General features: G+C 43.0%; 21 protein-coding genes. 11 read left to right on the plus strand and 10 right to left on the minus strand.

The features are described 5' to 3' along the window. Window positions 1-6 precede the first annotated feature (6 nt). A complete protein-coding gene (locus tag MKY17_RS25715; protein WP_063234074.1) occupies window positions 7-231 on the minus strand; it encodes a hypothetical protein in 225 nt (74 codons plus the stop codon). Window positions 232-365: 134 nt separating this feature from the next. Further along, window positions 366-956: a peptidylprolyl isomerase gene (locus MKY17_RS25720; protein WP_098371439.1), complete on the minus strand. Its 591-nt coding sequence runs from the start codon at window positions 954-956 to the stop codon at window positions 366-368. Between the two features lie 177 nt (window positions 957-1133). Between MKY17_RS25720 and MKY17_RS25725 the strand changes: the two genes are divergently transcribed. Then, window positions 1134-1520, plus strand: coding sequence for a kinase-associated lipoprotein B (locus MKY17_RS25725; protein ID WP_098371440.1), 387 nt, complete (start codon window positions 1134-1136; stop codon window positions 1518-1520). Between the two features lie 40 nt (window positions 1521-1560). On the opposite strand, the gene kapD is transcribed toward MKY17_RS25725, so the two are convergent. Continuing rightward, window positions 1561-2184, minus strand: coding sequence for a 3'-5' exonuclease KapD (kapD, locus tag MKY17_RS25730; protein WP_098371441.1), 624 nt, complete (start codon window positions 2182-2184; stop codon window positions 1561-1563). A 261-nt stretch (window positions 2185-2445) separates the two neighbouring features. On the opposite strand from kapD, the gene MKY17_RS25735 reads away from it, so the two are divergent. Together MKY17_RS25735 and MKY17_RS25740 are read left to right on the plus strand one after the other, a co-directional pair. Next, entirely contained in the window at window positions 2446-4305 is a 1860-nt protein-coding gene (locus MKY17_RS25735) for a transglycosylase domain-containing protein (protein WP_098371442.1), read from the plus strand. A gap of 75 nt (window positions 4306-4380) precedes the next feature. Continuing rightward, complete coding sequence (locus tag MKY17_RS25740; protein ID WP_098371443.1) at window positions 4381-4611, plus strand: hypothetical protein; 231 nt, start codon at window positions 4381-4383, stop codon at window positions 4609-4611. Between the two features lie 54 nt (window positions 4612-4665). On the opposite strand, the gene MKY17_RS25745 is transcribed toward MKY17_RS25740, so the two are convergent. Beyond that, the gene (locus MKY17_RS25745; protein WP_098371649.1) at window positions 4666-5223 is read right to left on the minus strand and encodes a DUF5366 family protein; all 558 of its coding nucleotides are present in this window, start codon (window positions 5221-5223) and stop codon (window positions 4666-4668) included. Between the two features lie 332 nt (window positions 5224-5555). Here MKY17_RS25745 and MKY17_RS25750 point away from each other — a divergent pair, with 332 nt between their 5' ends. From MKY17_RS25750 to mnhG, 7 genes are read left to right on the plus strand one after another with little or no spacing between them, the layout of a single operon-like run. Beyond that, entirely contained in the window at window positions 5556-7961 is a 2406-nt protein-coding gene (locus MKY17_RS25750; RefSeq protein ID WP_339201074.1) for a Na+/H+ antiporter subunit A, read from the plus strand. After that, window positions 7958-8380, plus strand: a complete 423-nt coding sequence (locus MKY17_RS25755; RefSeq protein ID WP_098371445.1) for a Na(+)/H(+) antiporter subunit B — start codon at window positions 7958-7960, stop codon at window positions 8378-8380. Before MKY17_RS25750 ends, MKY17_RS25755 begins: the two co-directional genes overlap by 4 nt. Beyond that, window positions 8380-8721, plus strand: coding sequence for a Na(+)/H(+) antiporter subunit C (locus MKY17_RS25760; protein ID WP_076368129.1), 342 nt, complete (start codon window positions 8380-8382; stop codon window positions 8719-8721). Before MKY17_RS25755 ends, MKY17_RS25760 begins: the two co-directional genes overlap by 1 nt. Then, window positions 8714-10195 (plus strand): Na+/H+ antiporter subunit D, encoded by a 1482-nt coding sequence (locus MKY17_RS25765; RefSeq protein WP_098371446.1) that lies wholly within the window; start codon window positions 8714-8716, stop codon window positions 10193-10195. Before MKY17_RS25760 ends, MKY17_RS25765 begins: the two co-directional genes overlap by 8 nt. A gap of 6 nt (window positions 10196-10201) precedes the next feature. Beyond that, window positions 10202-10678 (plus strand): Na+/H+ antiporter subunit E, encoded by a 477-nt coding sequence (locus tag MKY17_RS25770; RefSeq protein WP_098371447.1) that lies wholly within the window; start codon window positions 10202-10204, stop codon window positions 10676-10678. Next, the gene (locus MKY17_RS25775) at window positions 10678-10962 is read left to right on the plus strand and encodes a Na(+)/H(+) antiporter subunit F1 (protein ID WP_098371448.1); all 285 of its coding nucleotides are present in this window, start codon (window positions 10678-10680) and stop codon (window positions 10960-10962) included. Before MKY17_RS25770 ends, MKY17_RS25775 begins: the two co-directional genes overlap by 1 nt. Continuing rightward, window positions 10946-11284: a monovalent cation/H(+) antiporter subunit G gene (mnhG, locus tag MKY17_RS25780; RefSeq protein WP_098371449.1), complete on the plus strand. Its 339-nt coding sequence runs from the start codon at window positions 10946-10948 to the stop codon at window positions 11282-11284. The genes MKY17_RS25775 and mnhG overlap by 17 nt, the downstream gene beginning before the upstream one ends. Before the next feature lie 53 nt (window positions 11285-11337). Here the strand turns inward: mnhG and MKY17_RS25785 are convergent, their stop codons facing one another. The 6 genes from MKY17_RS25785 to MKY17_RS25810 all read right to left on the minus strand — a co-directional run bounded on the left by MKY17_RS25785 (window position 11338) and on the right by MKY17_RS25810 (window position 16241). Then, on the minus strand, window positions 11338-12057 hold the full coding sequence (locus MKY17_RS25785) for an MOSC N-terminal beta barrel domain-containing protein (protein ID WP_098371450.1): 720 nt from the start codon (window positions 12055-12057) through the stop codon (window positions 11338-11340). 98 nt (window positions 12058-12155) lie between these two features. Next, the gene (locus tag MKY17_RS25790; protein ID WP_098371451.1) at window positions 12156-12554 is read right to left on the minus strand and encodes a hotdog fold thioesterase; all 399 of its coding nucleotides are present in this window, start codon (window positions 12552-12554) and stop codon (window positions 12156-12158) included. Between the two features lie 129 nt (window positions 12555-12683). Continuing rightward, window positions 12684-13247, minus strand: coding sequence for an HAD family acid phosphatase (locus MKY17_RS25795; RefSeq protein ID WP_098371452.1), 564 nt, complete (start codon window positions 13245-13247; stop codon window positions 12684-12686). 15 nt (window positions 13248-13262) lie between these two features. Then, complete coding sequence (locus tag MKY17_RS25800; protein WP_098371453.1) at window positions 13263-14360, minus strand: FAD-dependent monooxygenase; 1098 nt, start codon at window positions 14358-14360, stop codon at window positions 13263-13265. 23 nt (window positions 14361-14383) lie between these two features. Further along, the gene (gene ribD, locus MKY17_RS25805) at window positions 14384-15478 is read right to left on the minus strand and encodes a bifunctional diaminohydroxyphosphoribosylaminopyrimidine deaminase/5-amino-6-(5-phosphoribosylamino)uracil reductase RibD (RefSeq protein WP_098371454.1); all 1095 of its coding nucleotides are present in this window, start codon (window positions 15476-15478) and stop codon (window positions 14384-14386) included. A gap of 13 nt (window positions 15479-15491) precedes the next feature. Further along, entirely contained in the window at window positions 15492-16241 is a 750-nt protein-coding gene (locus tag MKY17_RS25810; protein WP_098371455.1) for a GTP cyclohydrolase II, read from the minus strand. Between the two features lie 322 nt (window positions 16242-16563). On the opposite strand from MKY17_RS25810, the gene MKY17_RS25815 reads away from it, so the two are divergent. Further along, window positions 16564-16893, plus strand: coding sequence for a hypothetical protein (locus MKY17_RS25815; protein WP_141992975.1), 330 nt, complete (start codon window positions 16564-16566; stop codon window positions 16891-16893). The last annotated feature ends 6 nt before the right edge of the window (window positions 16894-16899 follow it).

Here is a 16899-nt window from a genome sequence, read left to right on the forward strand (position 1 = left end):
CCGGGATCAAGAAATGGTATCATCCTTGATTCGCTGGTTCCTTTTTGTGACCTCATCTTCGAATTGCTTGGTTTTCATTTCTTCCTTCTTTGAATATCTTATAATTGCCCTCATCGTAAAAACGGCTGCCACTAAAAAAATGAAGCAAGTTATACCAGCCGAGATATATTCAGTCTTGTCTTCTGGAAAGTAAAGAAACAAACCCAGTAAAGCATGATTGAGAAAGTCCATCCGATACATCCTTCCTGATAGGGAATTAAACTGCATTATCCCATTATATCAATTACCAGAACAATCCACTAGTGGGCCTAATCCACTAAAACCTAAAAAAACGAGAGGCAGTAAGCCCCCCGCTTCTCTTTCATTTATAAAATGGTGATCCCTTTAATGACCACGTCCACTGCTGGCTTGTCTCCCGCAACTGTCTCCACGTTAGCAATCGTATCAACAACGTCCATGCCTTCGACCACTTGTCCAAAAACAGAGTGTTTATGATCCAGCCATGGTGTGCCACCTTGTTCCATATAAGCACTGATGATTTCCTCCGGATAACCGGCTTGCTTCATTTGCTCACCCATCCTGCTGTCCACATGCTGGGCTTGTACGACGAAGAATTGGCTTCCGTTTGTTCCTGGGCCTGCATTAGCCATGGAAAGAGCTCCGCGCAAATTGAATAACTGCATGGAGAACTCGTCCTCAAATGGAGTTCCCCAGATACTTTCTCCACCCATTCCAGTCCCTGTCGGATCTCCGCCTTGAAGCATGAAATCCTTGATGACACGGTGGAAGATGATTCCTTCGTAATAACCGTTTTCAGCATGTGTCAAGAAATTCTCCACTGTCTTTGGAGCCAGTTCAGGGAATAGTTTAATTTTAATATCGCCCATCGTCGTTTGCATGATGACCGCTTTTTCATTTTCCAAAACTTCACTTGTTAATTGTGGAAAGTTTGTCATTGTATATAACCTCTTTCTTTTTAAAATAAATGGCATGAAACACCATTTTCCATCTTCATTTGTACACTTTACACGATTTTCATAAAAAAAGCATCTTTACGAAATTGAACGAATTCGCTGTGAAAAATCGTTGTTCTTATGTATCATGAAGGAAGTTAAAAGAAAGGTGGTAGGGAAATGTCAGAACAGGATTTTAAGATCGGCGATAAGGTTACCGCCATATATAAAACTGGAAAATACATCGGGGAAGTCACCGATATCAGACCTGCTGCATATCTTGTTAAAGTGTTGGCTGTCTTGAAGCATCCCATGCAGGGAGATCTTCATAACCCGAAGCAAACGGAAGTGTCCATGTTCCATCAGCGGCGTGCTCTTGCATTCCGGGAGCAAACCAATGTACCAAAGAATATGGTAAGGAACTTTGATGAGGAGATTCCTGAGTATAAGGAATCCTTAAGAGAAGCAGTTGAGAAAATGAAAAGCACTTTAAGCGAAGCCCAAACGGAGTGGAATGAAAAAAGCTTACACTTGCTTGAAGATCTAGCGGCTGATTATTTCAAATAAAGCATGATAAAAGCCAAATCAGTAGTATATGATTTGGCTTTTATAACGCTAAATGATTCAATACCTTTGATAAATCAATGCGATCGCCAATTGTCGTCGGTTCATGATTTTTCATATAACTTTTATCTTTCTCTACTAACTTAAAGATATTATATGTCGTAATGGCATCATCCAGCGCCCTGTGATGTTTGCCTGTCCCTTCTTTGCCATAGGCCTGTACAGCTTTCCAAAGTCCGGTTTGGTTTTGATCCCCGAAAAAGCGTTTATACTCCAGGCAAAGATCAATTTGTTTCCCTGAAAAAGGGAAATCCAACCCTGCTTTCTGACAGTTCTGGCGAAGCACCTTCATGTCCATATTTCCCCAGGTAACAATCGTCGTCGGGTGCTGCTCATCTATTTTCTTCAATAAAGTGACCAGCTCTTCAAATGAAATCCCCCGGTCCACCTGATCCTGTGCAATGTTCAAGAACTTCTTGCATCTTCCCGTCAAAACTGGAAATTTCATCGGGTTAACAAAAGATGAGAATTGTTCCTGAATGGTCTCATTAATGACGGTGACTAAACCAACCTCAATGATTTCCGGATAAAACCCTACTGGATTGGCTTTTCCTTCCGGCATCGTAAATTCAAAATCAATGAATACATATTGCTGTTGTTCCTCCATTTTTATGACCCCCTTCATATTCCTGACATCAACATATAAACAAAAAATGGTTTTTTCTCATTATAACAGAAGATTTAGAAAGTTTTTTTCTTAGGATCGTAACACACCATTCGGATACGGATCTGACGTCATACCTAATTTACCCAAAACTCTTTTTTGTCTACCTTATTTGGATTATGATGGATGAACGAACCAAAAGTACCATTTTCATCTCTTCAATCCAAGGACATACTAAAAATATATTTGTTAGGAAGTTGAACTATGCGCACGTATCTTGGTTATATCACGATTTTCCTCTTAGTTCCCATATTGATCCTTTTCATTTTCCTTTCTTATCAGGAGTGGTCCTCAGCACAATCTCCCTATCATGTACTCGACGAGCAAATTCTCATTGAATCGATAAAACTGGCTCAGAATAGTTACATGAAGGCCGCAAATGGAAAGGTCATCAGTGAAATTTCCACTGGTGAGAAACGGACTTACCTAAAACTTGAAGACATCCCCCTTTTCCTGGAAAATCTGTTCATCGTTACAGAGGATCAGAAATTTTATGATCATGCAGGCGTTGACATATCCGGCATAAGCAGGGCGCTTCTTATCAATTCACAAAATAAAACAATCGAACAAGGCGGCAGTACCATTACCCAGCAACTGGCCAGGAATGTTTATCTCTCACATGATAGGACGTATAACCGAAAACTCAGTGAACTCATTTATGCCCATCAGATAGAGAGAAAAAAATCAAAACCGGAAATCATGAAGCTGTATTTGAATGCCATATATTTCAGTAATGGAGCTTATGGAATCGAAGCTGCTTCCCAATATTATTTCAGTAAACCTACTGGAGAGTTATCCAAGGCGGAACTTGCCTTCCTGGCCGCAATCCCCAATAATCCGGAAAACTATAATCCTCTTAAACATTTCGATGCGACGAAAAAGCGTCAGGAGAGATTACTGAAACAAATGGTGGCCGAAGGTGATTTAGAACAGGACGAGTACGAAAAGCTTATCAAAAGTACGATTAAATTAGACTTGTCCACCCCGGTCGACTTATATCCCGATTACGTGACGTATGTTCATCAGGAATTGAAAAACCTGGTGGCATCCTCCGAGGGTCTCGACAATTCCCTGCAAAGTCCCGATGTCGCTATACGTAAGCAGGCGGAAGCCGAGCTGGATAAAAGGGTAAAAAAGCTTTTGAATTCCGGTGTAACCATCCATACCGCCCTCGATACTAAACTGCAAACACAGTCAAAGACTGCTGTTCAATCAAAACTCGGTGTCAATGATATCGAGGGATCTTTAGTGGTTATACAGCATCATACGCACGAGCTTGTCTCTTTGATTGGGGGAAAGGATTATAAAAAAAATTCTTTCAATCGGGCATACCAAAGCTATAGGCAGCCAGGGTCAGCCATTAAGCCACTTCTCGATTATGCTCCCTATTTAGAAGAAACGGATGCTGACATCAATCAGCTCGTTAGCGGAGCAAGCTATTGCAGCAATAGCTATTGCCCAAAGAATTATAGCGGCGACAGCTACGGGATGGTCACACTAAGAACTGCCTTCGCTCAATCCTATAACACACCCGCCATAAGGCTTTTTGAAAAGACGGGGGTGGAAACGAGTTTCAAGTACCTGGATGCTTTCGACTTTAAAAAGGTGAGCGAAAAAGACCACCATACAAGTTCGGCCATAGGCGGATTCGAATATGGCATGAGTCCCCTTGAACTGAAGAATGCCTATACTTCCTTCAATGACGGAAACTATCAGCCAGCGCGCGCCATTACTAAAGTCACCGATCAAGAAGGTAAAGTCCTTTATAAATGGAAAGACCGTTCCAAGGAGATATGGAATAAAAGCACCGTAGCCAAGATGCGGCAGCTGCTCCACGAAACAACCCTTTCCGGGACAGCCCGCAAAGCCTACTTTCCTACGGATTATGTCGGCGGTAAAACCGGTACGACCAATGATGTGAAAGACATGTGGTTTGTCGGTCTGACAGCAAACTATACAACGGGGGTTTGGGTTGGAAGGGACAAACCATCCAATCTACAATCCATTTATTCACAATCACCCCATGTATTGATTTGGAAAGATATCAGCCAGACTGCCGAGTGAAAAAAGAAGGTGCCGAGATGTCACCTTCTTAGTTTGTCGATATCCCTGAACGATTTTATCAAGGGAATTATTACTATGATTTTAAAACAAGGCATGGTTATACTCCATGTTTTTTTACTTTTTTATATGGATGAAACCCTTACTAGTTTGAAGAAATTTGCGACACTCCTGCCGAATAACTATCTAGCCGAGACCCCACAGACACTTGCTTTGATGAGGCTTGGCAGACAGTCGGCGGAAAGGGAGCTGATTTCTGAAAACAACTGGAACTTTTTTCAGAAAAAAAACTGTAGGCAAACTCAATGATTATCGAGTTTATCTACAGTCTGTAAGGTGCCGATGATGGCACCTTCTTTTTTGCTATATGGGAAGACTTGCAATAACGCTGTTATAAAGCTTCAATCCCGCATAAGCGACTATTGAAATCAGTGCCGTCCAAGCGAAGATTGGAAAGAAGACCAATCCCACCAGCCTCGATAAATTCAGGCTCGGGCTTAACTTATTGACAAAATAAATTAAAGCCACGATATTCGTTGCGATAAAGATCGACCCAAGCCCGATGATGAATTGAACACTGAACAATGAACAGGCACCGCCAATCACATATATGACAGATCCCTTTCTTACACTGTTCAGGGCTTTACCTTCCGAATCCTTGGAAAAGAATAATAAAGACAGCTCCAATATCGTATCGGAGACCAGCTTCAATGCAGCAAAAACCATGAAGAATAATAGGAGCAATACGATCAGCAGCGCCAGCTTGATGCCGGTTTCAGAAAAGAAATCTAGCATCCCTTGGTAGATTCCCAAATTCCCAAATAACTTGAGCATTTGCATTTCCCCATAAACGGCAAAGGAGAGGCTGAATAATAAGATTGAAATGATTGGTAAATAGCTAAGTAAATATGTGTTTTTCATGACTTCTCCATCCATGCGTCTTTTATCCTATATAATGCTAGATAATCCACCATTTCACAATGGATACTCTACTAATTCACCCTTTTAAAAATTTTTTTAATAAATTTTTCAGGTCGTTTCCCCCTCCTTTTCTACCTATATATAAAACTTCATTCAAGTTGGCCTTCACCGTTTTCAAAGCCATGCAAACCCACATAAATTGCGTTATACTTTTAAGCGAGGCAAGTATTCGATAAAAAAATACATATTCAGCGAAGATTTCCTAACGTCTAGGATTGCTCAAAAAAAGCATAATAAGACGACTGACTTCGTTTTTAAAAAGGGGGGAGTTTATGTCTTTACTTCATTGGGCGGTGCTATCACCGTTTCTATTAGCAATTATTGTACCAATATTATACAAACTATTTCGACAAATACATACAGGATGGTTTGTATTGATTTTACCGATTCTCCTTTTCACCTATTTTTCAAGGTTCATTTCCTTGACCAAACAAGGGGATATCATTATGGAAAACGCTACATGGATTCCTTCTCTCGGAATTCATGTTGATTTCTATATAGATGGACTAGGGCTTTTGTTCGCCTTGCTCATTACAGGTATAGGTTCACTCGTCGTTCTGTATTCAATTTTCTATTTATCCAAAGAGAAAGAAAAGCTGAACCAATTTTACGTCTTCCTTTTTCTTTTCATGGGAGCGATGCTTGGAGTCGTCCTATCCGATAATCTAATTGTCCTTTATTCATTTTGGGAATTCACGAGTTTATCATCTTTTCTATTGATAGGATATTGGAATGAAAGGGAGCGTTCACGTTATGGGGCGCAGAAATCCCTGCTGATCACTGTGCTTGGAGGCTTAAGCTTGCTTGGCGGCATCATTCTCCTTTCCATTATGGGGAACACATTCAGTATTCGTGAATTGATTGCCCAAAGCGGGGAACTTATGGACCACTCGCTCTTCATTCCTACACTTTTGCTTGTGCTGCTTGGCGCGTTCACCAAATCCGCACAGTTCCCGTTCCATATCTGGCTTCCTGATGCGATGGAAGCCCCGACACCGGTCAGTGCTTACCTTCATTCCGCCACAATGGTCAAGGCCGGAATTTATTTGGTAGCCCGATTAAGCCCTGTTTTTGCCGAATCAGGATTATGGTTCTGGCTCGTTTCGATCGCCGGATTGATCACCCTGTTCTGGGGCTCATTCTCTGCAATCAGGCAGACTGATTTAAAGGGGATTCTCGCTTTTTCCACCATCAGTCAGCTCGGATTGATCATGTCGCTTTTGGGACTTGGTGCGGCGGCCCTCCACTATGAATCTTTTGGGGAAAATATATACTTGGCAGCCACGGTTGCTGCAGTATTCCACTTGATTAATCATGCAACCTTTAAAGGCAGCCTTTTCATGGTTGCAGGCATCATTGACCATGAAACCGGTACACGTGATATTAGAAAGCTTGGCGGATTGATGCAGCTGATGCCGATCACTTTCACCGTCGCTGTCATAGGTGCTTTTTCAATGGCTGGACTTCCGCCCTTCAATGGTTTTTTGAGCAAGGAAATGTTCTTGGCCAGCATGGTGAATGTATTGGAATTGAATATCTTCAATATGGAGACATGGGGGGTCCTTTTCCCTGTGGTGGCATGGGTAGCCAGTGTATTCACTTTTATATATAGCATGATCGTCGTGCTCAAACCCTTTACAGGCAAACTTCAGTTGCAACTATTGGACAAGAAGCCCCACGAGGCACCGGTCGGGATGCTGATATCACCGATCATCCTTGCTTCGTTGGTCATCGTTTTCGGTATTTTTCCAAACTTGCTATCTTCACGAATCATTGAACCTGCGGTAGCAAGCATACAGCCAAGCTTGACGGGTCCCGATTTCCAGGTCCATATCGCCTTCTGGCATGGATTGAATACTGAAGTATGGATGACCGTCGGCATCATAGCATTTGGAATCCTTTTATACAAAACGCTTCCGAAGTGGCAGAAGATTACTCAGTGGATTCCTGAACGTATCTCCCTGAATGCTTTGTATGATAACGGGGTTAGAGGGCTCGAACGCTCAGCATCTTCCATCATGAAATTTTTAATGACAGGTTATATTCGTACATATTTGCTTTCAATCTTCCTTTTCTTCATTCTTTCATTAGGGTTTACGCTCTATTGGAAGGATGCATTTAAATTGGATACAGGGAATTTTGCCCCGATCGGCCTATATGAATTGGTATTAGCAGCGATCATCGTGATTGGCTCGATCGCCATTCTGTTTGCAAGATCCCGTTTAACTTCCATTATCATCTTAGGAGCGGTCGGTTATGCGATTTCCTTATTTTTCGTTTTGCTGCGGGCACCGGATTTAGCCCTGACTCAACTAGTCATCGAAACGATTTCGGTATCCCTGTTTTTGCTCTGTTTCTTCCACCTTCCGTTAATGGCAAGCAGAAAGGAAGAACGGATGACATTCAAGTTGAATAACGCCTTGATATCCATTGGTGTAGGAGTCATCGTGACATTGATTGCCTTATCGGCACATAGCAATAAACTATTTGGTTCCATATCAAATTACTATCTTGAAAATGCTTATAAGGAAGCAGGCGGAAAAAACGTCGTAAATGTCATTCTCGTAGACTTCCGCGGACTTGATACGATGTTTGAAATCAGTGTCCTTTCCATCGCTGCGCTCGGAATATTCGCGATGATCAAATTGCGTTTGACGGGGGGAAAAGATAAATCATGAAGCAAAATGACCTGATTCTACAAACGGTTACGAAAGTCGCCGCCTTTGTTATCCTGCTGTTCGCGGTTGCCATCTTTTTAGGCGGGCATTATTCGCCAGGAGGCGGGTTTGTCGGCGGGTTAATGACTTCAGCCGCCATAGTCCTGCTGTTGCTCGCTTTCGACATTAAGACCGTTACCGGCATCTTGCCGATTGACTATAAGTTAATGATCGGTTCAGGCTTGTTCATATCAAGCCTGACCGTAGCCGGGGGGCTGGTGTTCGGGGTGCCCCTCATGACACATGTTTATCATTATGTTGATTTACCGCTTCTTGGGCACATCTCGCTTCATACCGCGGTACTTTTTGATCTGGGTGTTTATCTTGTGGTTGTTGGTGTAACGATGACCATTATTCAAACGATAGGAGAGAGTGAATAATGGAACTTTTAATGGCTATTGTCATTGGAATACTATTTATGTGTGCGACATATTTAATGCTTTCCAAAAGCATTTTAAGAATCATAATCGGTACTGGGCTGCTCAGTCACGGCGCCCACCTTTTGATTTTGACGATGGGCGGTTTGAAAGGCGGTTCCGTTCCATTGCTGAGTGATGAAGCAGCATCCTATGTCGATCCGCTTCCGCAAGCGCTTATCTTGACGGCAATCGTCATCAGTTTCGGGGTCACATCATTTCTGCTGGTACTTGCATATCGGACCTACCAGGAACTCGGTACGGATGACATGGAAGAAATGAGAGGTACCGAAGCGAATGAATAATCTTACTTTCATGCCTGTTTTATGGCCGCTTTTCACAGGCATCTTTCTCATTTTCTTTGCAAAAAAAATCAAGCTGCAAAGAGGGATATCCCTTTTTTCCTCTCTTATGGGAATTGCGATTTCCCTTTATTTGGTGTTTACGGTCCATACTCAAGGGATCTTGACTTTAGGTGTCGGCAGCTGGGATGCGCCATTCGGGATCGTGATCGTCGCAGACATGCTTTCTTCACTGCTCGTACTGACCACAAATATCATAGGATTGGCCATACTGCTTTACTCGTTTCACTCCATAGGGGAGGAACGTGAAAGACATTATTATTATCCTGTTTATCAATTTTTGCTGATTGGTGTAAACGGTGCCTTCCTTACGGGGGATCTTTTCAATCTATTTGTTTTCTTCGAAGTCATGCTGATGGCTTCCTACGTGCTGCTTGTACTGGGAGGGACGAAAATTCAGCTGAGGGAATCATTGAAGTATATCATCGTCAATGTGCTTTCCTCTTCCTTTTTCGTCATCATGGTGGCGTACCTTTATTCAGTTCTAGGAACATTGAACATGGCGGACATCAGCCAGAGGATAGCGGAGGTCAACCAGCCTGGAATCGTCTCGGTGATAGCAATTGGCTTTTTGATCGTATTCGGTTTGAAGGGAGCCATTTTCCCGCTCTTCCAATGGCTGCCTGGGTCTTATTATGCTCCACCCATTCCCGTGATGGCCCTATTCGGTGCATTGCTGACAAAGGTCGGGATCTACTCTATTTTCAGGACCTATACACTCATGTTTTATCATGACCAGGATTTCACCCATACTTTCCTTGCGATACTTGCCATCTTGACCATCATCATCGGTGTCATTGGTGCGATAGCCTATTGGGATGTAAAAAAAATCATCATTTACAATATCATCATCGCCGTCGGAGTTATCCTGTTCGGCATCTCCGTCATGAATGAACAGGCCTTATCAGGCTCCATTCTGTATATCATTCATGACATGCTGATCAAGGCTGCACTCTTCCTGCTTGTTGGCATTATGATCAAAATCAGCGGATCGGATGATTTACGGGACATGGGCGGCTTGATCAAGCAATACCCGGCCGTTGCATGGACCTTCTTCATAGCTGCCATATCATTGGCGGGTATACCGCCGTTCAGCGGTTTTGCCGGCAAGCTCCTGATTCTTCAGGGAGCTGCCGAAAAAGGGGCCTACTTTGGAATGGCCATTGTCTTACTTTCAAGTTTGATGGTCCTATATTCCGTCATGAAAATATTCATGAATGGCTTTTGGGGAACTCCGAAAGCTGATTATGCCTTAACTAATGAAACGGTTAATAAAATGCTGGTCCCTGCCGTCCTACTTGTTATCATTTCCGTTTTATTCGGAGTGGGAACTGAATCGATTTACCCATTCATTACACAAGCAGTGGATTCATTAATGAATCCCGAAATCTATAACAAAGCGGTTTTAAAGGAGTAGTGCCTGATGTCATTCCAAATTTTACTGAATGTGTTCCTTGCGGTTATCTGGATGTTTTTGAAAAATGAGTTTAACGGGAGCACTTTTATCATCGGATATATGTTGGGGCTCGGCATCATGTTCGTCTTCCGTCATTTTTTCAATGAACGTTTTTACTTGAAAAGGGTGAATGCCGTCGTTCTATTGCTGCTCATATTCGCAAGGGAACTCATACTTTCTAACATTAGCGTCCTTAAGGCCGTGCTTAAACCGAGCCTGGATATAAGACCTGGCATATTCGCATTTGAAACCGTGCTGACCAAGGATTGGGAAATTACGATACTATCGAATTTAATTACGTTGACACCAGGAACACTTGTCGTTGAAGTATCGGAAGATAATCGGATTCTTTATATCCATGCGATGGATATTGCCGACAAAGATGAGGCTGTGGACAGCATTAAAAATACATTTGAAAAAGCGATTATGGAGGTGAGCAAATAATGTTCGATTTAATGCTTAAAATCGCGCTGCTCGGTGTTTCGCTTTCCATGGTTGGATTCTTATACCGTTTAATCAAAGGGCCTTCCGTACCGGATCGGGTCGTCGCACTCGATGCGATGGGAATCAATCTTATCGCAATCGTTGCACTTGCCTCCATTGTCATGGATACAAGTGCATATCTGGAAGCCATTCTTCTGCTCGGAATCCTATCATTCATCGGAACGGTCGCTTTCGCCAAATTCCTTGAGAGAGGGGAGATTATCGAAGATGACCGCAATCGTTGAAATCCTATCGGCCCTATTCATTTTAATGGGAGTCTTTCTCTTTTTAGTCTCGGCATTCGGTATCATCCGGCTGCCCGACGTCTATACAAGAAATCACGCTGCCTCAAAATGCTCGACACTTGGGATCATGTTCATCCTGATCGGCACCTTGTTATATTTTTACTATAAACATAGCCATTTCGATTTCCGGGTCGTGCTCGCGATCATCTTTATCTTCATGACCGGCCCTGTAGCCGGGCATTTAATCAATCGCTCGGCATATCATTCTGGCGTGAAGATGTGGGATCGGAGTGTCCAGGATGATTTAAAGAAAACCCGTTGATTCCTGCCATTGCAAAAGAGCTGCCCTGATTACAGGAGCAGCTCTTTTCTGTCTCAATCCTTTAAAAATACCTGGTCGCCCACTCTGATTTCACCTGTTTTGATGACCGAGGCATATACGCCAAAATGATTATTCCTTTCCTTGACGACAGTTTTCAGGAGAGTTGGATCTCTCTGGGAATCGCTTGGATCGACCGTTATGATCATACAACGCTCACAATACCTTTTGATCTCCAATTCCACTTCATTTCCGATTAGAATCCTTTTTCCGAACCATTGCTCTTCTAAAAAGGGTGTTTTGTTCACTAAAGATAGCACCAAATTTTGCCTGAATCTCCTGCCATCGAGTTCTTTTCCCCAAAGCTTTGTCAATTCGCCAATCGAGGCATCACTGACAAGCAGGATGTTTTCTTCTTCAATCGCCCCCAATGGGATATGTCCAGGCGGATAAACAATGGTGGTAGCCTCCTGGTTTAATAACCGCTCCATTTCCTCATGAAAGGCTTCCCCTCCCCATGTCAGCACCTGTCCTGTTGGGGTCTTCACCTTGATTTCCGGATATTGGTCAAGGGTTTCCTCACCAGAAAAAGCAGCTTGATAACGGACCATTTCCGGGACTTGGGTTATCGTAAGGAATTTCCCATTTTTATCTTTAAAAGCATGACTGCGATCTCCATATAGTCCATAATCCATCACCCTCGTTTTCTGTACCTGTTCACCAGTGAATGATTTTACAGGATGACGAGTGATTTCTTGTATATGTCCAACCAGCATAAAAATACCTCTTTTCATACAATAATCTTTTGCCATATTATACTTAAACCGGACATTGTAGAATCATTACACCACTTTATTACGATTGTTCTTTTGATTCACTTTGGCTTTGGTAAGTCGATAACGGCCAATGTACAGCGTGAAACGCAGATAAGATGATCCTCTTCATCATGGATTTTCACATCCCATACCATCGTCGTCCTCCCGCGATGGATGATGTTCCCTTCTGCGGTAACAAAACCGGAACGGACGCCCCTTACATGATTGGCATTGATTTCAAGGCCGACGACAGCTTGTTTTGTACTATCCACCAGCTGCATGCCGCCAAAACTTGCAACAGATTCCGCAAGGGCAACAGAAGCTCCCCCATGCAATAAACCATACGGCTGCCTAGTTCGTTCATCCACAGGCATCGTCGCAATGACTTTCCCATCACCGACTTCTTTCATTTCTATCCCAAGCGTGCCTATCAATGACTTTTCAATATTTCTCTCCATCCCATTACCCCTAACTCTCATGTTTTTTTCTTACCATGTACATTAAAAAAATGAATCACTATTCATATCAGTATACAAAAAAAGGATGACCCAAGTCTATTAAGTCATCCGTCAATAATATGAATTGTATTATTTGGAGAGGATTTCTTTTAATTCAAGCCAGCTTGTCAGCCTTGGAATATCCAATTCCCTGTTATAGGAGTTATCAATTGCATACACTTTCGTTGGAATATCCAATAAAGTTTCCAGCACTGCCGGTTTATCATCAAAATAATAATCCAATTCCAATTTGCGGATCGTATCAATTTTTTCATGATCCTTCATACCGCAGTAAAAATGGTCATCCTTAACCGGAAAGCCGTTTTCAATCAGCCATTTTTTCGTCCGTTCACCATGCTCCGCTTTTCTGGCGGTGATGTAATAGATTTCATGACCATCGCGTTCAAGCTCCTGCAGCGTTTCCACTGCGCCCTCGAAGGCTGGACAGGATGAATAATACACTTCCTCGGCAAGGCTGTTCCACATCTTGCCCCCAGCCTCTTTATCAAGCCCGAAAGCTTCATGGATCTCCAACGTCTTTAAAGCTCTGAATTTCGTTATCTCTATGTTCGTATTAAGCTTTTCATTATAAAGATGAAACGCGAACTCCCTCAAGTTAATAAGGGTATCGTCAATATCAAAACCGAATTTCATATCCTTCACTCCCATTTAAACATAAGCGGCGGCAAACTGTGATGCGAAGGAAACTTCCTTGTCCACCTGAATGGCCTGTAATCTTTCAATTTCGGCTTTTCTTTTTGGCTCAGCCATTTTTAGCCCCAGGAAACCAGTATCCCCCTGCAGGATGCATCCAGAAATAAGCTCGGCTAATATATCGGCATCCTTCATGGCACAATTGAGTCCGAACGCACCTGTAGGTGTCATCGTATGGGCTGCATCACCTAATAAAGCAACGCCATCCTTTGTCCATGTTTCACAATAGCTGCTGTAAACATCCAATAAAATGAAGTCATGCCAAGAGCGGATATTTTCACTCACAACCTTTTTTAATTCAGGAAAGGATAAAAGCAAATCTTCAATGAACGGATCAAAATGCTGTTTTCGCAAATGGGGAAACGAACCATGTTCTATATTCCAGCCAATTTGGATGAAACCTCCAGCCTGAGTGAAGAGGGCAACCTGTGAGCCATTGACCAATGCCATCTTGATCGAAGGCTTCCATCCCTCTGGAGCTGGAATTTTTGCCCACAGTAAATCATAACCATGATTTTTAATCTCCACTGGAATTCCCGCTTTTTTTCGAACGATGGAAAATCTGCCGTCCGCTCCGATTATCAATGAACTTTGCACTTCCAGGTCATTTCCGCCATTTCGAGCCTTGACACCCGTAAAACGGCCCATTTCATTTTGTATCAAGTCCGTAACCCTCGTATTCATCATCAATTGAAAAGAGTCCAGCTTTTCAGCTTCATTCAATATAGCTGTAAGCAGATGATTTTGAGGGACATGTATCCCAACATGATCGACAGGCCAATCAGGGAAAATCCTTTTGAATAATTGGCCGTCATTCCAATATTCAATTTGTTCCATCCTAAGCAAGCCTAGTCTTTCCACACTCTCGAATAAACCGTGCTTTTTAAGAATGCCCTCTCCTTCATCGTTCAAGAACTCGCCCCTGAACTCCCTTGAAACTTCAGAATGCCTCTCAAGCAATACGACTGAAATGTCCTGCTTGGCCAATAGGTAGGCCAGCAGGGCTCCTCCAGGTCCTGAACCTACTATGCATACATCTGATTTAACCAACATGCCTCTTCACCTGTTGTCTATTTTTATTTAGGATAAGCCGTGATGCGTATGTCCTCACCAAATGTTTCCACGCCAGAGAAGAAAACATCCATCGCTTCATCCATCGTATCAACATTCATTCCAGTATACGGTGTTAGTGAGTTTCTTCCGCCCAATAGTTTAGGAGCTATATAAATCAAGTACTTATCGATGAGCCCTTCCCTAAGGAAAGAGGCATTCACTTCGCTTCCGCCTTCCAGCAAGACATCCGTAATCCCTTTTTTATATAGTTCTTCCATCAAAACCCTTAGATTCAGTCCAGTCTCGTTTTTAGGGACGAAAATGAATTCGATCCCTTTTTCACGTAAAATGTCCATTTTATCCGCGGATGCATTTTCATGCGTTACGATCAAGGTTTTCGCATCTGATACTTGTACAACATTGGCATCCAAGGGAACACGTAATTCACTGTCTAAAATGATCCGGATCGGATTTTTCCCTCCGCCTTCCGGAAGTCTGGTCGTCAGTGATGGATCATCGGCCAATACAGTCCCGATACCAACAAGAATGGCATCCACCTCATCACGCAGCAAATGAACAGAATGACGTGATTGTTCCCCTGTTATCCATTTTGAATGGCCTGTGTGGGTTGCAAGTTTTCCATCGAGCGTCATCGCATACTTCGATATGACAAAGGGCCGATTCGTCAGCATATTGTGAATGAAACGCTCATTCAGCCTTTGAGCTTCCTTTTCCAGGATGCCAACTTCCACTTCAATGCCCGCATCCTTGATGATCGATATCCCTCTGCCGGCTACTTCCGGATTCGGATCTTGAGTAGCCACCACAACTCGCCGCACACCTGATTCTTTCACCAAATTTGCACAAGGGGGTGTCTTTCCATAATGCGAACAAGGCTCAAGAGTCACATATAGCGTTGCACCTTCTGCATACTCACCCGCCATTTTGAATGCATGTACTTCCGCATGCGGTTCACCGGCTTTACGGTGGATCCCTGTCCCGGCTATCACACCGTCTTTGACTATGACTGCACCGACCACTGGATTCGGATTCGTCTTTCCTTTTGCACTGGCCGCCAAATCCAGTGCCAGCTTCATGTAATATTGATCATCATTCATACTATAGCTCTCCTTATACAATCAAAGTTGGCTTCTTTTGGGGGATATGTCCAGACTTCTTAACTTTTGTATCCAGATAGAAACTATTATCTTCCGTCAAACCGCCCCAAAGCGGAATATGGTCCTTTGCCGCAAGTCCATGCTTCATGAGGGCGTCCAGCTTTTTCGGGTTGTTCGTGATTAAAGTCACCGGATCCTCGCGCAGTTCGCTCAGCACTCGAATGGCTCCCTCGTAAGATCGCGTATCATCTTCGAATCCTAAAGCCTCATTCGCCTCGACCGTGTCATAACCCTCCTGCTGAAGCAAATAGGCAAGAGACTTGGAAAACAGGCCGATCCCTCTTCCTTCATGGTCCGCAAGGTAAAAGATGGCCCCGCACCCATGCTCGGCTATCATCTTCATCGATTGGTGGAGCTGGTAGCCGCAATCACAGCGTTTACTGCCGAAGATATCACCCGTGTGACAGATGCTATGCATCCGGACAAGTGCATCCTCGGAATTTTTAAAATCTCCATACACCAATACGGAGGATTGCTGTCCAAAAGCGAGATTGGCTTCCGAAAGCGAATCAAGCACCGCTTCCTTGTCATTATCCGCGCCGTCAAGCTGAAGCCATGTATACCATTGGAAAACCGTTGAGAAATCTCCTTGTTCAACAGGCAGGTTCACAGGCCCCACAAGGCATATATCAGCTTTTCCCGGAGTTTTGATGATATTCATTTTATCTATTAAAAGGTTTTTTGTTTCCTCGGTTATTTTCATGTTAACATCACCTATTTTATAATTTATAGTGTGCCTTCTCCTTACTTTAGGTAAGTAAGTATATTACTATACACTATACCTGTCAATGAAGCAGTTTACAAATAATAGTGTGTCTTTGGTCATAATTTACAAGAAGTTTTTTTTGCAGAAGAAAGGTCATTCACAAACCGCTATCATATCGGCTGGCCTTTATACATATTTTAACGTATAACGAAAACGTGTCTATAGATAGACTTAAAGAAAGGACGGAAACCTTTTGGAGGATTTCCCTTATTTTTTTTATGACCCTATTCTATTTCCGCCTCACGTCGGGGCAATGAATATGAATCGGGAGCGGGAAGGAACATTGCGTCCCTACTCGGCACCCAACCCAGATCTGCTGGTTAAATCGGCAAAGACCTCGCAATCTTTAATGCTTGATGTAAAAAAAGTCATGGATACTTTAGCCACATCGAAGCCTTTCTCGAACCGGTTGATGACTGCTGCCCAAGCATCGGAAAAGAGTGTCGTGATCGATATGATCCGAAAGATAGGAATTAAGAACGAACCTGATATCACGTATAACCCCGATGGGATCCGTTTTGATTTCTATCCTAAAGCGGGAGAAGAAAATTGTCATATCATCGTCAGCTTGAAATGGAGTGATGTATAACGTTCA

It is taken from the genome of Peribacillus sp. FSL P2-0133 (assembly GCF_037975445.1).
Lineage (GTDB): Bacteria > Bacillota > Bacilli > Bacillales > DSM-1321 > Peribacillus > Peribacillus simplex_E.

Coding starts and splice junctions, on each gene's coding strand:
- MKY17_RS25715 (WP_063234074.1), bottom strand. CDS start 231: ATGGACTTTCTCAATCATGCTTTACTGGGTTTGTTTCTTTACTTTCCA.
- MKY17_RS25720 (WP_098371439.1), bottom strand. CDS start 956: ATGACAAACTTTCCACAATTAACAAGTGAAGTTTTGGAAAATGAAAAA.
- MKY17_RS25725 (WP_098371440.1), top strand. CDS start 1,134: ATGTCAGAACAGGATTTTAAGATCGGCGATAAGGTTACCGCCATATAT.
- kapD (WP_098371441.1), bottom strand. CDS start 2,184: ATGGAGGAACAACAGCAATATGTATTCATTGATTTTGAATTTACGATG.
- MKY17_RS25735 (WP_098371442.1), top strand. CDS start 2,446: ATGCGCACGTATCTTGGTTATATCACGATTTTCCTCTTAGTTCCCATA.
- MKY17_RS25740 (WP_098371443.1), top strand. CDS start 4,381: ATGATTTTAAAACAAGGCATGGTTATACTCCATGTTTTTTTACTTTTT.
- MKY17_RS25745 (WP_098371649.1), bottom strand. CDS start 5,223: ATGAAAAACACATATTTACTTAGCTATTTACCAATCATTTCAATCTTA.
- MKY17_RS25750 (WP_339201074.1), top strand. CDS start 5,556: ATGTCTTTACTTCATTGGGCGGTGCTATCACCGTTTCTATTAGCAATT.
- MKY17_RS25755 (WP_098371445.1), top strand. CDS start 7,958: ATGAAGCAAAATGACCTGATTCTACAAACGGTTACGAAAGTCGCCGCC.
- MKY17_RS25760 (WP_076368129.1), top strand. CDS start 8,380: ATGGAACTTTTAATGGCTATTGTCATTGGAATACTATTTATGTGTGCG.
- MKY17_RS25765 (WP_098371446.1), top strand. CDS start 8,714: ATGAATAATCTTACTTTCATGCCTGTTTTATGGCCGCTTTTCACAGGC.
- MKY17_RS25770 (WP_098371447.1), top strand. CDS start 10,202: ATGTCATTCCAAATTTTACTGAATGTGTTCCTTGCGGTTATCTGGATG.
- MKY17_RS25775 (WP_098371448.1), top strand. CDS start 10,678: ATGTTCGATTTAATGCTTAAAATCGCGCTGCTCGGTGTTTCGCTTTCC.
- mnhG (WP_098371449.1), top strand. CDS start 10,946: ATGACCGCAATCGTTGAAATCCTATCGGCCCTATTCATTTTAATGGGA.
- MKY17_RS25785 (WP_098371450.1), bottom strand. CDS start 12,057: ATGCTGGTTGGACATATACAAGAAATCACTCGTCATCCTGTAAAATCA.
- MKY17_RS25790 (WP_098371451.1), bottom strand. CDS start 12,554: ATGGAGAGAAATATTGAAAAGTCATTGATAGGCACGCTTGGGATAGAA.
- MKY17_RS25795 (WP_098371452.1), bottom strand. CDS start 13,247: ATGAAATTCGGTTTTGATATTGACGATACCCTTATTAACTTGAGGGAG.
- MKY17_RS25800 (WP_098371453.1), bottom strand. CDS start 14,360: ATGTTGGTTAAATCAGATGTATGCATAGTAGGTTCAGGACCTGGAGGA.
- ribD (WP_098371454.1), bottom strand. CDS start 15,478: ATGAATGATGATCAATATTACATGAAGCTGGCACTGGATTTGGCGGCC.
- MKY17_RS25810 (WP_098371455.1), bottom strand. CDS start 16,241: ATGAAAATAACCGAGGAAACAAAAAACCTTTTAATAGATAAAATGAAT.
- MKY17_RS25815 (WP_141992975.1), top strand. CDS start 16,564: ATGAATCGGGAGCGGGAAGGAACATTGCGTCCCTACTCGGCACCCAAC.